This is a genomic window from Bacillus oleivorans, assembly GCF_900207585.1.
GTDB lineage: Bacteria > Bacillota > Bacilli > Bacillales > JC228 > Bacillus_BF > Bacillus_BF oleivorans.
In genome coordinates this window covers 52897-72085 of the sequence record NZ_OAOP01000008.1, presented here as the reverse complement: position 1 = coordinate 72085, position 19189 = coordinate 52897, and the positions used below count along the sequence as shown (strand labels likewise).

The 19189-nt window shown below is 36.6% G+C and carries 16 protein-coding genes; 11 read left to right on the top strand and 5 right to left on the bottom strand.

What is annotated here, in order from left to right:
* The first annotated feature begins 165 nt into the window (after window positions 1–165).
* The 6 genes from CRO56_RS16395 to CRO56_RS16360 all read left to right on the top strand — a co-directional run bounded on the left by CRO56_RS16395 (window position 166) and on the right by CRO56_RS16360 (window position 9417).
* Entirely contained in the window at window positions 166–3366 is a 3201-nt protein-coding gene (locus tag CRO56_RS16395; protein WP_097159711.1) for an efflux RND transporter permease subunit, read from the top strand.
* Window positions 3367–3609: 243 nt separating this feature from the next.
* Window positions 3610–4254 carry a transcriptional regulator gene (locus CRO56_RS16390; protein ID WP_097159710.1) on the top strand — a complete coding sequence of 215 codons (645 nt, stop codon included), beginning with the start codon at window positions 3610–3612 and terminating at the stop codon, window positions 4252–4254.
* Window positions 4255–5278: 1024 nt separating this feature from the next.
* Complete coding sequence (locus CRO56_RS16380) at window positions 5279–5752, top strand: hypothetical protein (protein WP_097159708.1); 474 nt, start codon at window positions 5279–5281, stop codon at window positions 5750–5752.
* Window positions 5753–6263: 511 nt separating this feature from the next.
* Window positions 6264–7388, top strand: coding sequence for a DUF5667 domain-containing protein (locus CRO56_RS16370; protein ID WP_097159707.1), 1125 nt, complete (start codon window positions 6264–6266; stop codon window positions 7386–7388).
* Window positions 7389–7556: 168 nt separating this feature from the next.
* Window positions 7557–8294, top strand: coding sequence for an RNA polymerase sigma-I factor (gene sigI / locus CRO56_RS16365; RefSeq protein WP_097159706.1), 738 nt, complete (start codon window positions 7557–7559; stop codon window positions 8292–8294).
* The gene (locus tag CRO56_RS16360) at window positions 8287–9417 is read left to right on the top strand and encodes an anti-sigma-I factor RsgI family protein (protein WP_097159705.1); all 1131 of its coding nucleotides are present in this window, start codon (window positions 8287–8289) and stop codon (window positions 9415–9417) included. Before sigI ends, CRO56_RS16360 begins: the two co-directional genes overlap by 8 nt.
* A gap of 203 nt (window positions 9418–9620) precedes the next feature.
* On the opposite strand, the gene CRO56_RS16355 is transcribed toward CRO56_RS16360, so the two are convergent.
* The gene (locus CRO56_RS16355) at window positions 9621–9818 is read right to left on the bottom strand and encodes an alpha/beta-type small acid-soluble spore protein (protein WP_097159704.1); all 198 of its coding nucleotides are present in this window, start codon (window positions 9816–9818) and stop codon (window positions 9621–9623) included.
* A gap of 214 nt (window positions 9819–10032) precedes the next feature.
* On the opposite strand from CRO56_RS16355, the gene CRO56_RS16350 reads away from it, so the two are divergent.
* The 3 genes from CRO56_RS16350 to CRO56_RS22955 all read left to right on the top strand — a co-directional run bounded on the left by CRO56_RS16350 (window position 10033) and on the right by CRO56_RS22955 (window position 11780).
* A complete protein-coding gene (locus tag CRO56_RS16350) occupies window positions 10033–11391 on the top strand; it encodes a TrkH family potassium uptake protein (protein WP_097159703.1) in 1359 nt (452 codons plus the stop codon).
* 72 nt (window positions 11392–11463) lie between these two features.
* Entirely contained in the window at window positions 11464–11625 is a 162-nt protein-coding gene (locus CRO56_RS22960) for a hypothetical protein (protein ID WP_097159702.1), read from the top strand.
* Window positions 11625–11780, top strand: a complete 156-nt coding sequence (locus tag CRO56_RS22955; protein WP_179714313.1) for a hypothetical protein — start codon at window positions 11625–11627, stop codon at window positions 11778–11780. The genes CRO56_RS22960 and CRO56_RS22955 overlap by 1 nt, the downstream gene beginning before the upstream one ends.
* A 42-nt stretch (window positions 11781–11822) precedes the next feature.
* On the opposite strand, the gene CRO56_RS16340 is transcribed toward CRO56_RS22955, so the two are convergent.
* Window positions 11823–13601: a B12-binding domain-containing radical SAM protein gene (locus tag CRO56_RS16340; protein WP_097159855.1), complete on the bottom strand. Its 1779-nt coding sequence runs from the start codon at window positions 13599–13601 to the stop codon at window positions 11823–11825.
* 112 nt (window positions 13602–13713) lie between these two features.
* The gene (locus tag CRO56_RS16335; RefSeq protein ID WP_342745894.1) at window positions 13714–14772 is read right to left on the bottom strand and encodes an acyltransferase family protein; all 1059 of its coding nucleotides are present in this window, start codon (window positions 14770–14772) and stop codon (window positions 13714–13716) included.
* A gap of 171 nt (window positions 14773–14943) precedes the next feature.
* On the opposite strand from CRO56_RS16335, the gene CRO56_RS16330 reads away from it, so the two are divergent.
* Together CRO56_RS16330 and CRO56_RS16325 are read left to right on the top strand one after the other, a co-directional pair.
* The gene (locus tag CRO56_RS16330) at window positions 14944–17145 is read left to right on the top strand and encodes a PAS domain-containing sensor histidine kinase (protein ID WP_097159700.1); all 2202 of its coding nucleotides are present in this window, start codon (window positions 14944–14946) and stop codon (window positions 17143–17145) included.
* A gap of 472 nt (window positions 17146–17617) precedes the next feature.
* Window positions 17618–17872: an aspartyl-phosphate phosphatase Spo0E family protein gene (locus tag CRO56_RS16325; RefSeq protein ID WP_179714311.1), complete on the top strand. Its 255-nt coding sequence runs from the start codon at window positions 17618–17620 to the stop codon at window positions 17870–17872.
* 60 nt (window positions 17873–17932) lie between these two features.
* Here the strand turns inward: CRO56_RS16325 and CRO56_RS22950 are convergent, their stop codons facing one another.
* Together CRO56_RS22950 and CRO56_RS16320 are read right to left on the bottom strand one after the other, a co-directional pair.
* Window positions 17933–18076: a hypothetical protein gene (locus tag CRO56_RS22950; RefSeq protein ID WP_179714310.1), complete on the bottom strand. Its 144-nt coding sequence runs from the start codon at window positions 18074–18076 to the stop codon at window positions 17933–17935.
* Window positions 18077–18091: 15 nt separating this feature from the next.
* Window positions 18092–19168 carry a Rap family tetratricopeptide repeat protein gene (locus CRO56_RS16320; protein WP_179714309.1) on the bottom strand — a complete coding sequence of 359 codons (1077 nt, stop codon included), beginning with the start codon at window positions 19166–19168 and terminating at the stop codon, window positions 18092–18094.
* Between the last annotated feature and the right edge of the window lie 21 nt (window positions 19169–19189).

Here is a 19189-nt window from a genome sequence, read left to right as displayed (position 1 = left end):
GCCCAAAGGCTGGTGCTAGCCAAGTTTTCTTTACTTGAATGGGCAAGTCGACAAAGGTATAGTAAAAGCTAGTTTAAGAGTAGTAAAATTTCTGGCAAAACAATATAAAAATACATAGTTATCGTTCTCCATCCTTATTAAAAACCTACTAGGAGAGGATTTTTCTTGAATATAAGCAAGTTTTCTGTTAATAGGCCCATCTTTACACTTGTTACGATGCTTTTAATCCTGATTTTAGGAGGGGTTTCCGTATTGAGAATCCCTCTTAAGCTAATCCCTGATTTAAATCCTCCAATTGCAGTAGTTGTTGCTAATTATCCTGGAGCGGGACCACAGGAAGTATTGGAAAAGGTCACAAAGCCGCTGGAATCAAGCCTGACAACACTTCCAGGGATCCAATCGATACAGTCAACCTCTCAAGAAGGCTCAAACCTTATTCTTTTAGAATTTTCATGGTCTACTTCTATAGATGATGTCCAGAATGATGTCATAATGAGAATCAATCAAACGTCTCTACCTGAAGAAGCAGAGCCAAGATTTATGAAATTTGATCCTTCCCAGTTCCCTATTATTCAATTTTCTCTAAAAGGGAAAGAGGGGAAGCATCCTGATCTTAATCGTTTAGCCAATGATTTGAAAATAGATTTGGAAAGAGTCAATGGTGTCGCCAATGTAAGTATTTCAGGAATGACCACAGATGATATTATCGTAACGTTAAATCAAGACAGATTGCGCGAATATAACTTAACGCAAGATGATATTGTCTCTGTGTTAAGAGCGAATGATATTTCTTTGCCCGGTGACCCAGTTGTTACAAATGATCAGCAGCTGACAACCCGAATTATCAGCCAGCTGCAATCAGTTACTGATATTTCAAATTTAGTGATTAGGACGAACCCTGTAACCGGGGGGAAAATCCTATTAAGCGATGTAGCTGCAATTGAGGAAAAGGCAAGAAATCAAAGTGCAATTACTCGTGCTGATGGCCAGCCAGCTGTTTTGATCAGCGTCTTACAGGAATCAGATGCGAATACGGCCAATGTATCTACAGCATTTCAACTGGCCCTTCAAGACGTCTTGGAACGGGATCAGTATAAAGATTTAGAAGTTAATATTTTATTTGACCAAGGAGATTACATCCAATTGGCAATTGGGAACATTACAAACTCCCTATTAATTGGCGGAGCACTAGCCATGCTTGTCTTGTTCCTGTTTTTGAGGAATCTCAAAAGCCCAATTATTATTGGAATTGCAATTCCTTACTCAGTGATTTTGACATTTGTGCTGATGTATTTTGCTGATTTCACTTTAAATATAATGACGATGGGTGCTCTTGCATTAGGGATTGGAATGCTGGTCGATAATTCAATCGTCGTCATTGAAAATATTAATCGTCATTTAGGAATGGGGAAATCACCAAAAACAGCTGCTTTAGATGGAGCTAAAGAGATGGCATCGGCTATAACAGCCTCTACCTTAACAACGGTTGTCGTATTTTTACCTGTTGTCTTTATTACAGGGATTATTGGCGAGATTTTCACAGAATTTGCATTAACGATTTCTTTTAGCCTGCTAGGCTCACTTTTGGTCGCACTAACAGTTGTTCCAATGATTGCTAGTAAGTGGTTAAAAAAACCTAATGCGGTCAATGAAGAAAAACGGCAGCAGTCACTATTAATAAAAGGAATAGAAAAAAGTGTGATTTGGTCCTTGCACCACCGTTTTATTATTCTATTGCTTACTTTAATTATTTTAGCAGGAAGTGTCTTTGGCCTAACTAAAGTTGGGACTCAATTTTTACCGAGTACGGATGAAGGCTATTTTAGCATGAATATAGAGCTTGAAAATGGAGTATCCCTTGCTGAAACGCAAAATGTAGTCAGTGCATTGGAGGAACAGCTAAAACAGCAGGAAGCAGTAGATATTTACGTAAGTATGATTGGAACTACCCAGGAAACTTCCTTTAGCGGAGCGGTCGAAACCAATCGTGCTGAAATTTACGTAAAAATGAAGGATGCGCCAGAAAGAAAAATAACAACATTAGAATTTATAGATGAGATTAGATCAGAAGCGGAAGAAACAGCTCGAACCGAAAATAATACAGCTGAAGTGAGATTCTTTACTCAGTCAGCAGCAGGGACTAATCCTCAAACATTAAGTTTTATTGTAAGAGATGCTCAAGAAGACAGACTATTTGATACTGTACAGAAAATAGAAGATGCAGTAGAAAAGCTGGAACATGTAACAGATGTAACAACAGATTTAGATGATACAGTAGAAGAAATTCAAATTAAAGTGGATCGGGAACAAGCTTTATCTCATGGATTGCTGCCTGCTCAGGTTGCAACAGTAGTAAGTAACGTAACACGTGGGATTCAAGCCACTCAGATTGTAGAAGAAGATGGAGAAGTCACAGGTGTTTTTGTTGAATATGCAGAGGCCGAGAGAAATAGTATAAATGCTTTAGGTAAATTATTGATTCGAACACCTGCTGGATCCTATGTTACACTTGATCAAATTACAGAAATAACAACAGGTGAGGGTCCGTCTGCGATTCAACGGGCTGAACAAGAATTAGCAGTGCAATTTACAGTCAAATACTCCACTGAAACAAACTTAGGTGATTTCTCAAGCGAAGTCGATCAAACGATTCTAGACTTGAACCTGCCAAATGAAACCACCATCGAATACTCCGGTGATCGGGAACTTCTAGAGGATGCTATGTTCGACATGGCTTTAGCTCTAGTTTTAGCAGTAATTTTTGTTTATTTAGTGATGGCTGCTCAATTTGAATCATTGAAAACTCCATTTGTCATTATGTTTACGGTGCCATTGATGGTGATAGGTGTTAGCCTTGGATTGATTGTAACCAATACGCCGATAAGTGTTACGGTTATAATTGGGGTTATTGTTTTGGCAGGAATTGTTGTTAACAATGCGATCGTTATTGTAGATTTCATCAATCAAAGGAAGCTTTTAGGATTAGATACCTATGAGGCGATCGTTGAATCTGTTAAGGTTCGAATACGTCCGATCCTGATGACTGCGATTACCACCATTTTAGGTCTTGTTCCACTGGCAATCGGAATTGGTGAAGGTACCGAATTGAACCAGCCTATGGGAATAACGGTAATCGGAGGGCTCATTTCTAGTACATTTTTAACACTTATCATTATCCCTGTTGTTTATAGCTTATTTGATCGTACGACTCGATCGATGAAACGGTACCATAAGAAAAAGAATAGAGAGAAACAGTTTCTGCAATATGTTTCAGATAGCGAAGAAGACTTAAAAGAAGAAAGTGAAACGGAAAAGGTAATAAAGCTGCTGGAAGAAAGCCTTGAAAAATTAAAGAGATCAACTTAATTAGTAGATTACTCGTTGGAATGTTGTAAGAGATGATGAAAAAGCTAGTCAGGATTGGCTAGCTTTTTTTACAAAATGAATCATAAATTTTAAACTTTGATAACTGTCTCTCTAGTGCTAAACTAATACTAGTTAAGTCAGTCATATAATTGCCGCTTTGATACGTTTAACCTTTGATTAGGTGTTTGTATTGAAGCGGTATTTTAATTTGGCTAACTTATAAAGAAAAAAGGAGTGTTGCTAATGCTGAAATTTGAGGAAAAGTTGGAAGGGTGGCTCCAAGAAAATATTTCAAACGAGAAAAATCACAGAAGGCGTGAAATTCTCGAAAAAGGATTGGGTCACGGGACTTATGAATTCCTTCGCCTGGTCTGGTTTCCAGCTGTAGGAAATTTTGATTATCTGTATCCCGAATGGGAAGTGCGAGATTTTAACAATGGCTACCGCTATCTAGATCTTGCCTATATGCCAAAAGGAGCGAAAGGGGGAATCGAAATTCAAGGGTATGGTCCCCATGCTAGAGATCTTGATGTAAGAAGATTTAAGGATTTATGCTGGCGCCACTCTTTGCTGGCACTGGATGGATGGACCTTCTTACCTGTGGCCTATTTATCCATTATCGATGAACCCAAGAGATGTCAGCAACTTATTCTGTCTTTCATAGGTAAATTTGTCTCAATGGATGTATCCTCTCAATTAACTTGGACCGAAGCAGAGTCAGTGCGATATGCCCGACGTATGCTTCGTCCTTTTGCTCCTCTTGAGTTAGCGAATCATCTTAGAACGAGCGACCGTCATACTAGACGTATTTTGCATAAATTAGTTGATCTACAAATACTAACTGTTGCTAATGGAAAAGAGCGAGCAAGGACCTATATGCTCAGATAATCGAGTATCCCCTATGTTAGTTCCACAAGTTTATCAAAGTACCCCTTAACTTTTTTCATCTAAGCGGACATAGGATCCGTTATTCCCATAAAAAACCGTGTATTGGTGATGCTAAAGGACATAGGATCCGTTATTGAGCAAAAATCATCAAAAAATTGGCGGAATTCGGCAATATAACGGAACCAGTGTCCTTTAATTTCCGAAATCACCGTTTTTGCGGCAAATAGCGGAACCAGTGTCCGTAAAAAACCGGATCAGCACTAACCCCAAGTGTTAGCGGACATAGGATCCGTTATTCCCATAAAAAAACGTGTATTGGTGATGCTAAAGGACATAGGATCCGTTATTGAGCAAAAATCATCAAAAAATTGGCGGAATTCGGCAATATAACGGAACCAGTGTCCGTTAATTTCCGAAATCACCGTTTTTGCGGCAAATAGCGGAACCAGTGTCCGTAAAAAACCGGATCAGCACTAACCCCTAGTCTAAGCGGACATAGGATCCGTTATTCCCATAAAAAACCGTGTGTCGGTGATGCTAGAGGACATAGGATCCGTTATTGAACGAAAATCATCAAAAAATTGGCGGAATTCGGCAATATAACGGAACCAGTGTCCGTTAATTTCCGAAATCACCGTTTTTGCGGGAATATAACGGAACCAGTGTCCGTTAATTTCAGTAATCACCGTTTTTGCGGCAAATAGCGGAACCAGTGTCCGTTAATTTCAAAAACCACCGTTTTGTGTCACAAATCCAGAGTCCGTTAAAAACCTGATAAGCCCCAAACCGTAATTTTTCTAGACAATTGTATTGTTTTTCACAATCATATCTTTTTTCAGCAAGCTGAAACAGGGTAAAAATTTTTATCTTTATGCTAAACATCGTTTTTGTAAACATATTTCCAATCAAGTAAGTAAACAATATAGTCAGAGTAAAGACCCTCATGGATAAGGAGAAGACACGATGGACTGGTCTATTAGATTATTGAGTTACCAAAAATTTTTGATTCCGTTATATGTAAAAAATGAAACACCTGGATAAGCTTGAAGCAGTCCTTTGGAGTGTCGCTCTCCCTGGCTTTGCCCAGTTGTTAGGGGGTCAATTTTTAAAAGGAGCGCTATTCGTACTTTTAGAGTTTGTAACGAATGTTCAAAGTAATTTTAATGAAGCGATAAGACTTAGTTTCCTTGGTGAAACACGGGCAGCGGCTGAAGTAATTGATTACGGTTGGCTGATGTTCTATCCTTGTCTTTATTTCTTTGCGATGTGGGATGCTTACCGAAGTGCAATGCCCAAGGATGAAAAATATTCTTACTTACCATTTGCGTTTAGTGCATATTTTGTTACAGTAGGCCTTATGTATTCGATTCGGGTTGAGTGGTTTGGCCTATTTATTGGCCCTATCTTTTTTCCCATGCTGTCAGTGATCCCTGGTTTAGCGGTAGGTTTTCTCATTCGGACCATTTTATTGAAATGGAAAGAGAATCCTCACGCATAAGTCCTTTGCTAAATTTACCGTGTTGCATATAACTGTACATCACAGTTGTCAACGCAACCGGGTAGCGAGCAGAAGGAAACAGCGATTTGGCTGGAATATGGTTAGGTCTTACTTGTTCTGGCTGGATTAGAAGGGATATTAGCTGCAGATAATGTGGTCGTTATAGCAGTGATGGCCAAGCATTTTACAGTAAATACTTGGCCCCTAAGGCTAGAATTTGCTATACATTGATCAAAAATGAAATCATCAATAATGTGAAAAATCCAAAAAACAGTGTTAGCCGACATTGCGTTTGCTAAACACGAGAGTATTGGATAAATTTGCTATATGGGTAAAAAGACAAGCTTCACTGTGAAGTTTTGTCTTTTTTTTTACGATTACGCGTATTTTTAATAGGTATTTCGGTATATTTTTGTCATTTTTTAATGGACAGCGTCACAAAGGCTTGAATCCATCCGAAATATGTAAGTGAAAGCGATCGCTACATAAATAATCACACGAGGTGACGAAGATGGATTGGAAGAAATATTTCAAGCAAACTTCTGCTGCAATGGTTGCAGGAACATTAATTTTTTCTAGCTCAGCTGCTTTAGCAAATGAAGAAACTGTATCACTCAATGAAGTAAATCAGGAAGATCAGGTAACTACAGTTGACCCTGGATTAACTCCAGATAATTTCTTCTATTTTCTGGACTCATTTTTTGAAAATATTTCGCTTTTACTAACATTCGATGACCAAGAAAAAGTTCAAAAGTATGCTGAATACGCTTCAGAAAAAATTGCCGAGGCTGAAGAATTATTTAATGCTGGCGAAGAAGAATTGGCTTTAGAAACGTTAAATGATGCTTTAGAATATATGTCTCAATCTGAAGAAGATGCTGCTAATGAAGATGAGACAGATGAAAACGCTGAAGAGCAAGAAAACAACGAAGAAACTGAAGGTGCCGAAGAAGAAGGTACTGAAGGTACTGAAGAAGCTTCCGATGATACAGAAGGTACAGAAGAAGAGGCTGCTGACGATGATGTAACAGAAGAAGAAGGCACTGAAGAAGCAACAGAGGAAGAATCTGAAGAAACTTCAGAAGATAAAGTACTACAAGTTACTCTTGACGATATTAAGACGCAAAATATTATAGCACTTTCACATGCACTTGAAAAAGTGAAAAACCCAGTAGCCCGTGCAGCTCTTGAAAGAAATATTGAAAAATCCTATGCAAAAATTCTTAAGAAGCTTGAAAAGCTTGGAATAGAAGTTGAACTTGTTGAGGAAGAAGAAGCTGAAGAAGAAACGGCAAATACTGAAGAAACAGCCGAGGATACAAACGTAACTGAAGAAGCAACAGAAGAAAATAATGAAGAAACATCTGAAGATACAGAAACTATTGTAGAAGAAGAGACAACAGAAGAAACAGTTGTTGAAGAAGAAGATGAATTACCAGTTGTAAAAGAAGCAAAAGAAGAGAAACAAGCAGCTAAAGAAGAAAAGAAAGCTGCTAAAGAAGAAGCTAAACAAGAAAAGAAAGAAGAACAAAAGCAAGGTAAAGAAAATGGTAAATCAAATGGTAATGGACAAGGAAATGGCCAAGGACAAGGTAACGCTAAAGGTAATGGCCAAGGAAAAGGACCTAATAACTAAAGCATAAAATCTTAAGTTGCCTCTTAGGGTCAGTCCTGATTAGGGCTGACCCTAATGAGAGCAACCTTCTCAGTCAGGTGATGAAATGTTGGTTCGATTATGACTCACCCAAGTATCATATCTAAAAGCAGAAATATGATATAATGACTTGGACTTGAGGTGAGATGAATGCTGAAATTGTTTACGAAACGAAAAAGTATAAAAATAGAGGAAATCGTAGACTCCATACAAAACGGCGAAGAACATTTAAGAGACGAGTTGTTAGAAACTTATCAGCCTTTTATTAAGAAAGCGGTTTCAAAAGTGTGCAAGCGTTATGTAACGGAATCTGATGACGAATTCAGCATTGGTCTCATCGCCTTTAATCACGCGATTGATCAATATACAGTTGAAAAAGGTTCTTCATTTCTGCCCTTTGCCAATGTCATTATACAGCGCAGAGTAATCGATTATATTCGAAAGCAAAATAAGATCCCGATGATTAGCATGGATGATGACGAATCAGAAGAAGAACAATCACAGTCTTCTATTCTATCGTCTATTTCTATAAAAGAATACGAGAAACAAAATGAATCGAAGCAAAGAAGGATAGAGATTTTAGCGTTTTCGAACCTCTTGCAGGAATATGATTTGTCCTTTCAAGATCTAGTCGAACAAACACCAAAGCACCAGGATGCAAGAGCAAATGCAATCATGGTAGCTAAGGTTCTATCCCAAAATAAATGGCTCCTTGATGAGTTTCTTGGAAATAAAAAGTTACCTGTTAAAGAACTGACGAAAATAGTCAGTGTGAGCCGTAAAACCATTGAAAGGAACCGGAAATACATTATTGGAATGACCTTAATTCTAACCGGCGATTTCCCGTTTCTAAAGGAATATATGAAGGAGGCGTTGAGCGATGGGTAAAGGAATCATTATGGAAATTCAAGACCAGCAGTTAATTGTGTTATCAAACGATGGTCAATTTTTAACCACTCGTAAAAAGGATCATGTCCATTACCGATTGGGTGAAGAAATTATCATTGATTCTGTCCAGATGAAAACCAAAGCTAAAACGTTTATCTTTTCTCCTCCTTCTAAAGTCTGGATTTCTGCAGCTGCCGCAATGGTTTTATTGCTAGCTTCATTTCTATTTAATATTGGATTATCTGAGCAAAAGGTATATGCCTATGTCACGGTTGATATAAATCCAAGTTTTGAGTTATCGCTAGATGATGAGCTGAAAATAATCGAAATTGTACCACTCAATAAAGATGCAAAAAATGTCTTAGCTGAGCTGACGGATTGGAAAGACCAGCCCTTTTATACAGTAACCGCATTATTAGTCGAGACGAGCAAAGAAGAAGGGTATTTATCTTCTGAACAAACAGTTATTCTTTCCACTGTACTTGTTAATGAAAATGAAGAAGAAGAATTAGAAGAAGAAATGGAACATATTCAGAGTGAAATTAAGAAAGAAGATGTTGAAGTAAAATGGTTTGAAGGCACAGAGGAAGATCGAAAAGAGGCAAAAACTGCTGGGATATCAACTGGTAAGTTAATTGAAACGAGAAATGAAAATAAAACAATCGAAACAAATAAAAATAAAGAAAAAACACCTAAAGACGTAGACAAATCAAAAAATCAAGATCGGTCAGAAGATGTTAAGAGGGGTAACTCTTCTAAAGTAGAAAAAGGGTCTAAGCCTAACAAATCAAATGACCAAACTGGACCATCTAACTCCCAAAAAAATGAAAAAGAAAAGGGACAGGATAACAAAAATTCAAATAATGACACAGATGTAAACGAGGAAGAGGATCTGGAAAAAGAAAAATCTGATGCTGCAAATCAAAAAAAGAAAGAAAATATCGGAAATAACGAGAACGGAAATAATGGCCAAGATGAAAATGGGGGAAGTAACGAGGAGAGCGGAAGTAATGGCAAAAACGAAAATGGGGAAAGTAACGGGAAAAGCGGGAGTAATAGCCAAAATGAGAATGGGGGAAATACCGGAGAGAACGGAAATAATAAAGAAAATAACGGAAATTAGAGTAATGAGAAATAATCATATGAAAAGCCGCCATTAATAGGTGGCTTTTTTTCTGATTAATTTATACAGTCACGGAAAAAAATTTCACGGTATGTAGTATTAGGCAGAACTAGAACTAGGCAGACATGCTCTAATAGCAGCTGCCTAGTTCATTGAATGGTTTTTAAAAAATGTTCGTTTTGAACAAATATATCCATACTATATTATTGATTAGGGTCATTATTTAATTGTGCCTGTGCCTGTTTTACAAGGCGCTTAGTAATTTCTCCACCAACTGATCCATTTGCACGGGAAACAGAATCCGAACCTAGCTGGACTCCAAACTCTTGTGCAATTTCATATTTAATGCTTTCGAGATATTGTTCCACTCCTGGTACTAATAAAGCATTTCTTCTTGGCATGATTTTCACCTCCAATGATCTCGGTGTATGTATAGTATTGGTTTGTATCTATGATTTTTATAACTAGTAATGTCTTCCCTTAACTGGAACGGTAAGCAAACGAAACCGATCAATTTCTGAAAAGGACTTTAAAAAATAATTTTTTTCTTATAGTATATATAAGGACTGAATAAGCAACTTATTTATATAGTTACACTTGAAAGGATTTAGAAACATGAAAAAAAACTTAGTTTTATTAATAAATAAATTAACCCCTTTTCAAGTGATCGTCTCCTATTACCTGGTTGCTGTAACTGTCTCGACGATACTTTTAAGCTTGCCAGGTGCCCATCAGCCAGATTCTCAATGGACCTTAATGGATGCTATTTTCACCGCTGTAAGTGCGGTAAGTGTAACGGGATTAACAACGATAAATGTGTCAGAGACCTTTTCAACCGAAGGAATCTTTATCCTTATGTTTGTACTTCAATTTGGCGGCGTAGGCGTCATGACATTAGGAACGTTTTTTTGGATGATAGTAGGGAAAAAGATCGGACTTAAAGAAAGGCGGTTAATGATGGCCGACCAAAATCAAACCAATTTGGCTGGTATGGTTAACCTTTTAAAGCAAATATTAATTTTAATTATTCTGATTGAATTGGTCGGTGCCATCATTCTGGGATTTTACTTTTTAGATTATTTTCCAGACTGGAAACAAGCCTTTTTACAAGGACTTTTTGCGTCCGTCAGCGCAACAACGAATGCTGGCTTTGATATTACTGGGACTTCCTTAATACCGTTTGCCAATGATTATTTTGTTCAGTTTGTCAATATTATCCTGCTCACTTTGGGTGCGATAGGATTTCCGGTTTTAATTGAAGTGAAAGATTTTCTCTTTCACAAAAGCACAACAGCTAAATTTCGGTTTTCTCTCTATTCAAAGTTAACAACCATTACATTTTTCGTTTTATTAGTATTGGGTACAATATTAATATTATTGTTGGAACAAAATGCCTTCTTTAAAGAGAAAAGCTGGCATGAAAGCTTCTTTTATGCCTTATTTCAATCAGCAACCACAAAAAGCAGCGGCTTAGCAACGATGGATGTAAGTGAATTTACTACCCCTACACTTTTAGTTATGTCAGCGCTTATGTTTATTGGAGCTTCCCCAAGTTCTGTAGGTGGAGGTATTCGTACGACAACCTTTGCATTGAATTTGTTATTTCTTTACTCTTTTGCAAAAGGAAGAAAATCCATCAAAGTCTTTCGTAGAGAAATACATGAAGAAGATCTTTATAAATCTTTAGCCGTTACCATGATGGCTGGTCTTATTTGTTTCATGAGTGTAGTAGCTCTTTCTATTTCAGAAAAAGGGATAGGATTGATGCCAATCATTTTTGAGGTAGCTTCTGCCTTTGGTACAACTGGTTTATCTATGGGGATTACAGGTGATTTATCAACCTTTGGCAAGTTTGTCATAATGTTTCTCATGTTTGTCGGCAGAGTTGGGATATTAGCTTTTCTATTTATGTTAGGCGGCAGAAATAATAATGTGAATTACCATTATCCAAAAGAACGGGTCATTATCGGTTAATGGAAAGAATTACTGAAATGAAAACTCTCTCTTTTACACAATCTATAGACAAGGGTTAAGGAGGAGAGTTACATGGCAAAAAGAAAAGCTGAGTTTGACGCAGCTATAAAAAATAATAAAACTCCATACAAGAATAAAGAGGAAATGGAATTTAGTCCAGAATTTTCCCAAGGGGAAGAACCGATGAAAGGTGCTAACCGAAATTCTAAACAGGGTAGAAAAGGGAGAGCATAATGAAAAAAAAGAATGATGAGGCAGCCAAACATCGGGTTGAATTTGGCAACGAATTTGGTGATTTTAATGCGGCAAAAACATATGAAATTAGGCATATGACCAAACAGTCCCCCAAAAAGGAGAAACAATCGGATAACCGTTGTGGAGGATTATAAAAAAGAGCTGACTCATTTTCAGGTGGGTCAGCTCTTTACCTGTTATTTTCTAGCAGTTAAAACAGCTTCTAACTGGGATTTAGAGAAGAAGAATGTTCTTTTTTCCATCGTATCTCCATAATAAATGATCAAGCCGTATTCTGGTTCTGCTAAAATTTCTCCGTTAGTTAAATACTTTTCCATACTGAAAGGGAATTGTTCTACCGCGGCATGCTTAAATAAATCTTTATCAGTAAGGTTTAGTTCTGTAAATTCTCCAGATACAACATGCGGATTAACAGAGATATAATGAAGAACCTTCTGTTTTTCTTCTTTGCAGATTCCATCAATCCACCATGAATGTCGCGGCTTATAGCGCTGGTTGATCAAATAATCCCATTTCATGAAGGCTTGTACAATTGCAAGCTGCTCAATATTTTCATGGATTAAAAATTCATTCAGTCTTTTAAATAGATCGTCTAATTGGTGGCCAATTCTTGACCAGCCCTGTTTTTCCCAAAAAGAGCCGAACGCCTTAAAGAAATCAAAAGGAGTTTCAAACACATATTGGACGAGAAATTCTATCGTATAATCCATTCTGTGAGCATTCCAATATTTCTCCAGTACATCTTCTACTTGTTTAATTTTTATTATTTCATCGAATGAAAGGACATTGTTGCAAAGCATTTCATAAGGAGCGTGATCCATGTAGACATATCCATATTTTTTGGCATCAATACGCAAACCTGTCCCTCTCAGGAGTTTAAGAAAGCCTAATTGGAGTTCCTCTGGCCTCAGTGCAAAAACATCGTTAAAGGTATTGCGGAACGAATCATAATTTTCTTCAGGCAGCCCGGCAATTAAATCGAGATGCTGATCGATTTTTCCGCCTTGCTTAACCATCGTCACAGTTCTAGTTAATTTTTCAAAATTTTGCCGTCTTTTGACTAATTCATTTGTTTGGTCATTTGTAGACTGAACTCCAATTTCAAATCGGAATAACCCTGGAGGTGCTTCCTTATTGAGAAAATCAATGACTTCGGGCCGCATAATATCTCCAGTAATTTCAAATTGAAACACAGTCCCTGGACGGTGTTCATCAATCAAAAATTGAAACATCTCCATCGCATAACTACGGCTAATATTAAAGGTGCGGTCGACAAATTTAATCGTTTTTGCCCCATTTTCCAATAGATACCGAATATCGTCTTTTATTTTTTTACGATCAAAATAGCGGACTCCTACTTCAATGGAAGAGAGACAAAATTGACAGCTGAACGGACAGCCCCGACTCGTCTCGATATATGTGACCCTTTTAGATAAATGAGGGATATCCTCCTTAAATCGAAATGGTGAAGGCAGCCCGCGAAGATCTAACTTATTTGGTTGCGGGTTAACTTTTAGCATGCCATCGTCATTGATATATGCGATTCCCCCAACGGAATCCAAAGATCGTCCATCATTTAATGAAGCAAGGAGCTGCTTAAATGTTTCCTCGCCCTCTCCAAGCGCAATTACATCAATTTCAGGCAGCCTTTCAAGCCATTCAGGTACATCATAAGTTACCTCAGGACCCCCAAAGACGATAAATAAATTCGGGTTAATTTTCTTCAGCATTTTCACAACCCGAATCGTTTCCTCAATATTCCAGATATAGCAGCTAAATCCGATGATATCTGGTTTCCGATTGAAAAGATCGGTTACAATATTCATCTCAGGATCCTTAATCGTGTATTCAGCTAATTCCACATCAAATTCTGGTGCAGCATATGCTTTTAAATAACGAATAGCTAGATTCGTATGAATATATTTTGCATTAAGCGAAGCTAAAACGGTTTTCAAAACTTTACGACTCCTTTGAAAAAAGGTATAAACCTTATCCATTGTATACGATAACGCTCCTGTTATACAAGGTTGGGGAGCCAAACAAAACCGTTTAGCCTCGTTTTTTATGTTAAATATCCTTGTTCTTGCTATGCGGATGTTTAAGCGTGATTAAGTCCATCGTTCTTTCTTTTCCTGCTAAGATGATCTCTTTAAACTGTCTTATTTTTAGTTCTATGAAAGGCTGAAAAATTACAGTAACCATCTTTGTTGATAAGAGCCAAGTAAGGAATATGGATATAACCATAATCCAAACAAGATTTTCGAGCGAGTGGAATTCATTTTTGATATCACTGACTCTAAAGGTTTTAACAAAAAAGCCATGGAGAAGATAGACATATAATGTGTTTCTGCCTAAATTGGTAAAAAACGTTTTTCCGGTTGGGACAAATGAGAAAAAGCTAAAACTCATGACTAAGCTTATTCCAAAAAGAAACAACCGGTTCGCCATACCTTCTATTCCAAATGCTCCCAATTCTTCATACGCTTTGGAACCTAACAGCCATTTTTCATTTAATTCTGGAAAAATAGTGAAAAACGCGGTAACGGTAGCTATGGTAAATAATGAAACTATCCTTGGCTTCCAAGACCAGCATTTTTCAAAATGACGTTGGTCTAAATAGTATCCCAGTAAAAAGAATGGAAAGAACACAAAGGTTCTCGATAGGCTTAAATAATTTCCTATCCAATCAACATATCCAACCAAAAGGGCGACGGAACTTGCAATTACTAAGGCTGCAAGAGGTTTCCATTTCGTATAAAGAAATAGCATAAGATTCCAGCAAAATAAACTAATCAGAAACCAAAGTGACCATTGCGGATTCAAAGGATCTGTAACAATTGTACTTTTATCAAGCAAGAAATAATAATAAACCGAATAAAGCAGCTGAAAGATTATATAAGGAAGAAGTAATTTTTTGCTTAGCTTCTTTATATACCCTGACTTTTTAAATCCTTTCGCAAAAAAGCCAGATATAAGAATGAAAGCTGGCATATGGAAGGTGTATATAACCTTATAAAGAATCTCAACCATATTAAAATCTTCAATATAGCTTTGGATTAAGTGACCGAAAACAACGAGGAAGATTAAAATAAACTTGGCGTTGTCGAAAAATGCATGGCGCGTCATAAGCATCCCTCATTTTTTAAAAAATTTCACTCTATCCATTCCTTTCCCGTTTTCACTAAAAAACAAGCATCCAAATTTATCCTTTGAAGTCATATAGGAATAAAGGATTTTCTAAAATATTGTCGAAGTTAGTAAAATAAGGAACGTTTTTTGGTAAGGGGTGTTCGAGCTTTGAATGAACAGTTTCTGGTTATAGAAAAAGAAGAATATGAAAAGTTAAAAAAGAGAGTTAAAGAATTAGAAGAGAGAGTATCTATTACAAATACCTTTTATCAAAATTCCTTAGACGCTGCTATCCTGCTTCAGGAAGATTTAAAAATTGTCGAAGTTAATCAAGCCGCTGTTCAATTATTCGAAGAAGATGAAGAAACTTTACTTCAAAAAAGTATTTTAGATTTTTTATCGCTGGTCCCAAAGGAAATCTATAATCATCAGAGAAATCAATTAAAAGCTCATGGACAGCATGTCGATGAACTTTTATTAACTTTGGGAAACAGTAAAGTAAAGCATGTCCAATACATCGGAATTGATGTAGTTAAACCAGATCACGATTTAATGATATTAAGGGATATCTCCTTTAGCAAAGAAATGGAAAGAGAACAGGCTATAACCACTCATATGTTCAGTGATGTTTTTAAAAGAGCAGTTGATGGGATTCTCTTTTTTAACAAGGATGGCGTCATTGTAGATGTAAATCCTTCGCTTACAAAGAGCTTGAATACTAAAAAAGAAAAAATTATTGGCCGTAAGTTGGAAGAGATGGTTCCAAGCCAGTATCATTTTAAGCTTTATAAACAATGGAAGCATTTAATGGAGATGGGAATTTCTAAAGGGGAGATTCCATTTAAAATCGGGGATACCCAATGTATTTTTGAATTCAGCACCAGTTCTAATATCCATAATGGTCTTTATATGTCGATTATGAGGGATATTACAGAGAAAAAAGAAATGGAAGCAAAAATTAAGGAAAACGAGCAGCTCTTTGCCGATTTATTTGAAGGTGCTCTGGATGCGATTGTTCTGTGGGATCATTCTTTTACAATTGTTAAAGCTAATGAAGCGGCCTGCCGTTTATTTGAGTGTACATACGAAGAACTCTTAACGAAAAAATTGGATGACTTTGTTTACCAAAAGGATGAACATTATAAAAGCATATTAAATAGATTGAATCAATCCGGCGGGATTAGAGCTGAAACCTTATTTTTAATGCCAAATGGCCAAATGAAGCTGATTGAATTTACCTCCAGGTCCCATTCTATTGATGGGTATAATATGACAATATTACGCAATGTAAGTGAACAGCGGCAAATGGAAAAGGAATTAAGAGAAAGTGAACAAAAATTCCGGAGAATCTTTGAAGGTTCTTTAGACGGATTTATTCTTTGGACAAATCATTATGAAATCGTTGATATCAATCATAACGGCATAAAAATATTAGAGCTTGATAAAAAGGTGTGTCTCGGAAAGAAATTCAATCAAATTTTAGGAAACAAAATTGAAGGATTCTCGGAGATAAAAAGACATTTAGGAGCATTAAGACAGAAAGGCCAAGATCACGGTAACTTAACCATTACATTAATTAATAAACGAAAAAAACACATTGAATTTTCAACTAAGCTCAATATTCTGAAGGGGCTGCACCTTACTATCTTCCGAGACATTACCGAAAGACTGGAGATGCAAGAACAACTGCGAAAATCAGATACATTAAACGTTGTGGGTGAATTAGCCGCAGGAATTGCCCATGAGATTAGAAATCCAATGACGGCATTAAAAGGCTTTATTCAATTGTTGCAAAGCAGTGTCAAAGAAGACCATTCGATGTATTTTAAGGTCATTACCTCTGAACTGCAAAGGATTGAATCGATTATTACTGAATTTCTTGTACTCGCTAAACCTCAAGCGGTTCATTATCTGAAAAAGGATATCGTTCAAATTATGAAAGAAACGTTAGAACTTTTAAATGCACAGGCCATGATGCATAATGTGCAATTTCAAACTATTTTTTACCGGGATATTCCTAAAGTTTATTGTGAACCAAACCAATTGAAACAGGTATTTATTAATATTATTAAAAATGCGATTGAGGCTATGCCAAAGGGTGGGGTAATTACGGTAAGTATCCAACGATATATGGATCAAATCCGGGTATCGATTCGAGATGAAGGCAGCGGTATATCGAAAGGAAGACTGAAAAAACTGGGGGAACCCTTCTACACCACAAAGGAAAGAGGAACCGGTCTTGGTTTAATGGTCAGCTACAAAATCATTGAAGAGCATTTAGGATTTATCGAAGTAGAAAGTGAAGTTGGCAATGGAACCGTTTTTCATATTATTTTGCCAATACGAGATAGCGAATCCAATCATGTATGAAGGATGCTAGAGTCTATTCTACCATTAGAGTAGTCTCTTTTTTCTGTTTACCTCATTGTTTTCAAAAGAAGATCAGAGTCTTTGTATTCATTTGTAAATTAAGTCTAAGTACCTATTCATTTTTGATAGTATACAAATTTCAAATTTCAGGACTATTTACCTATAAATAGATAGATTTAATGGCTGTTTATGTCGAATCAGTTGCAAATTCTCTACATTTCATAGGGGATTTTGACGAATGATTAGAAAGATTGTCTAGTTTTGTGAATCTATTTACAAAAATAGAATAATTTGTAATAATTCAAAAGGATGCTTTTTTAGAAGAATCGTTGACAGGTCAAGGCTTTAGGCACAGTAGACAGTTTGATTGGATGTATACTTAATTCCTAAAGTGCTGGCCATTGTTTAATGAACAAAATTGAAAAATAATGCCTTTTAATAGATGTTTGAAAGTGAAAGGGGGGTTCATATAGTGAACGCTTTTCCAGATCGTAAAATTAGTTTTGAAGATAAAATGGTATTAAAAATAAAACAAAAGCGGGAGCAAATGATTCAATCCGCCAATCAATTTGGCTACACGGATGAACAAACGGTTCGCTATAGTCAGGAATTGGACAAGCTTATCAATGAATATAATGATCACAAGCCAGCTTCTAAGTCTACAGAAGTAAGGGTTGTCCAAAAACAAATGATTATGATTTTCCAAAAAATGTTTCCTATTACCTAAATGATAACCCCTCATTCCCATTCAGGAGTGAGGGGTTTCTTTGGAGTTAATTTACATTGTTTAATCGCGGATTTCCCCATGTTCACCGTCGCGGATTTCCCCATGTTCCGCGATGTCAACACTTGCTCCAAATCCAAATGCTGTACCGAGCAATACCCCTAGCAAGACCAATTTGAACAGATAGCGTTTTCTCCCTTTGTTCATTTTTTCTTCCTCCTTTTAAGATTTAGAAGTTTGACAATTAACTCCTCTATTATAAAAATGACTAGCATTTTCATAATACTGATATTTATAAAGCAGATTTCCAAACTCTATGGCATAATCATGCACAAACCCATGTAAGCCTTCTTCTTGAAAATAATCCAACACTTTATTCATTTGAATGGTTGCACGCTTTAATAAATGCTGTGGAGGAGAATCTAACAATTCTAAAACCTTTAGGTGGTGAAAATATTCTTCGTTATTGATTTCCTGACAAATTTCCTTGCCTTTGCTAATATGCAAATAAGCAAGTTTTCGATCGCCGATTTTTAAAAATTCCTTGGCAAGCAAATAACAGACTTTATGGAGTCTAAACTTTTTCGATGCAGCCTCAGATAAGAATTGAATAGCCAGATCTGAATGGTTTTGCTCTGAATATAGGTAACCTAGGTTATACATTAAAAATACCTGAAGGTCTTTATCTCCAATCTCTTTTGCAACTTCGAAGCTTTCCTTGAAATGTTTTTCCGCTTTTTCATATTCTTTCCGTCCTAAATAACAAAGTCCCAGTACATTGTGACAGTCCGCAATTCTGCTTTTATATAAGGGATAGTTTTGATAAATGGAAATAGCTTTAAAAATATAATCAATCGCTAATAGAAATTGGCGCATGTGGTAATAGGCGCTTGCTACTTTATAGTAAAATTCCGATTTCTCTATTTCATCAGATAGATTCTCTAGTGACAATTCTGCTTGGTTATAGTAGGAAAGAGCTTCTTGATAGTTTTGAAGTTTATACTGGTGCATACCCTTGAAGTAGTAGTAATAGTAAAGGAGTAAGTCATTCATTTCATGCTCAGGATCAATATTTTGAAGCTTTTCCTCTGCCTCATTTGTGTTATTGTAGAGAAGACTGTGCCTGTAATCGATCAATGAGTAATAAAGCAATACGTCCTGATTTTTTTCCATGTCAGTCAACAGATGCTCAACTTCCTCTTTTAGCTGCTCACTTTTTGCAATATTGCCCAATTTAATAAAGTCATGCCAGCGAGTCAGGGCATTTGCAACCTCGTGAGCCGCAACAAGTACCTTCAACAAAAAACACCTCATCCCCGA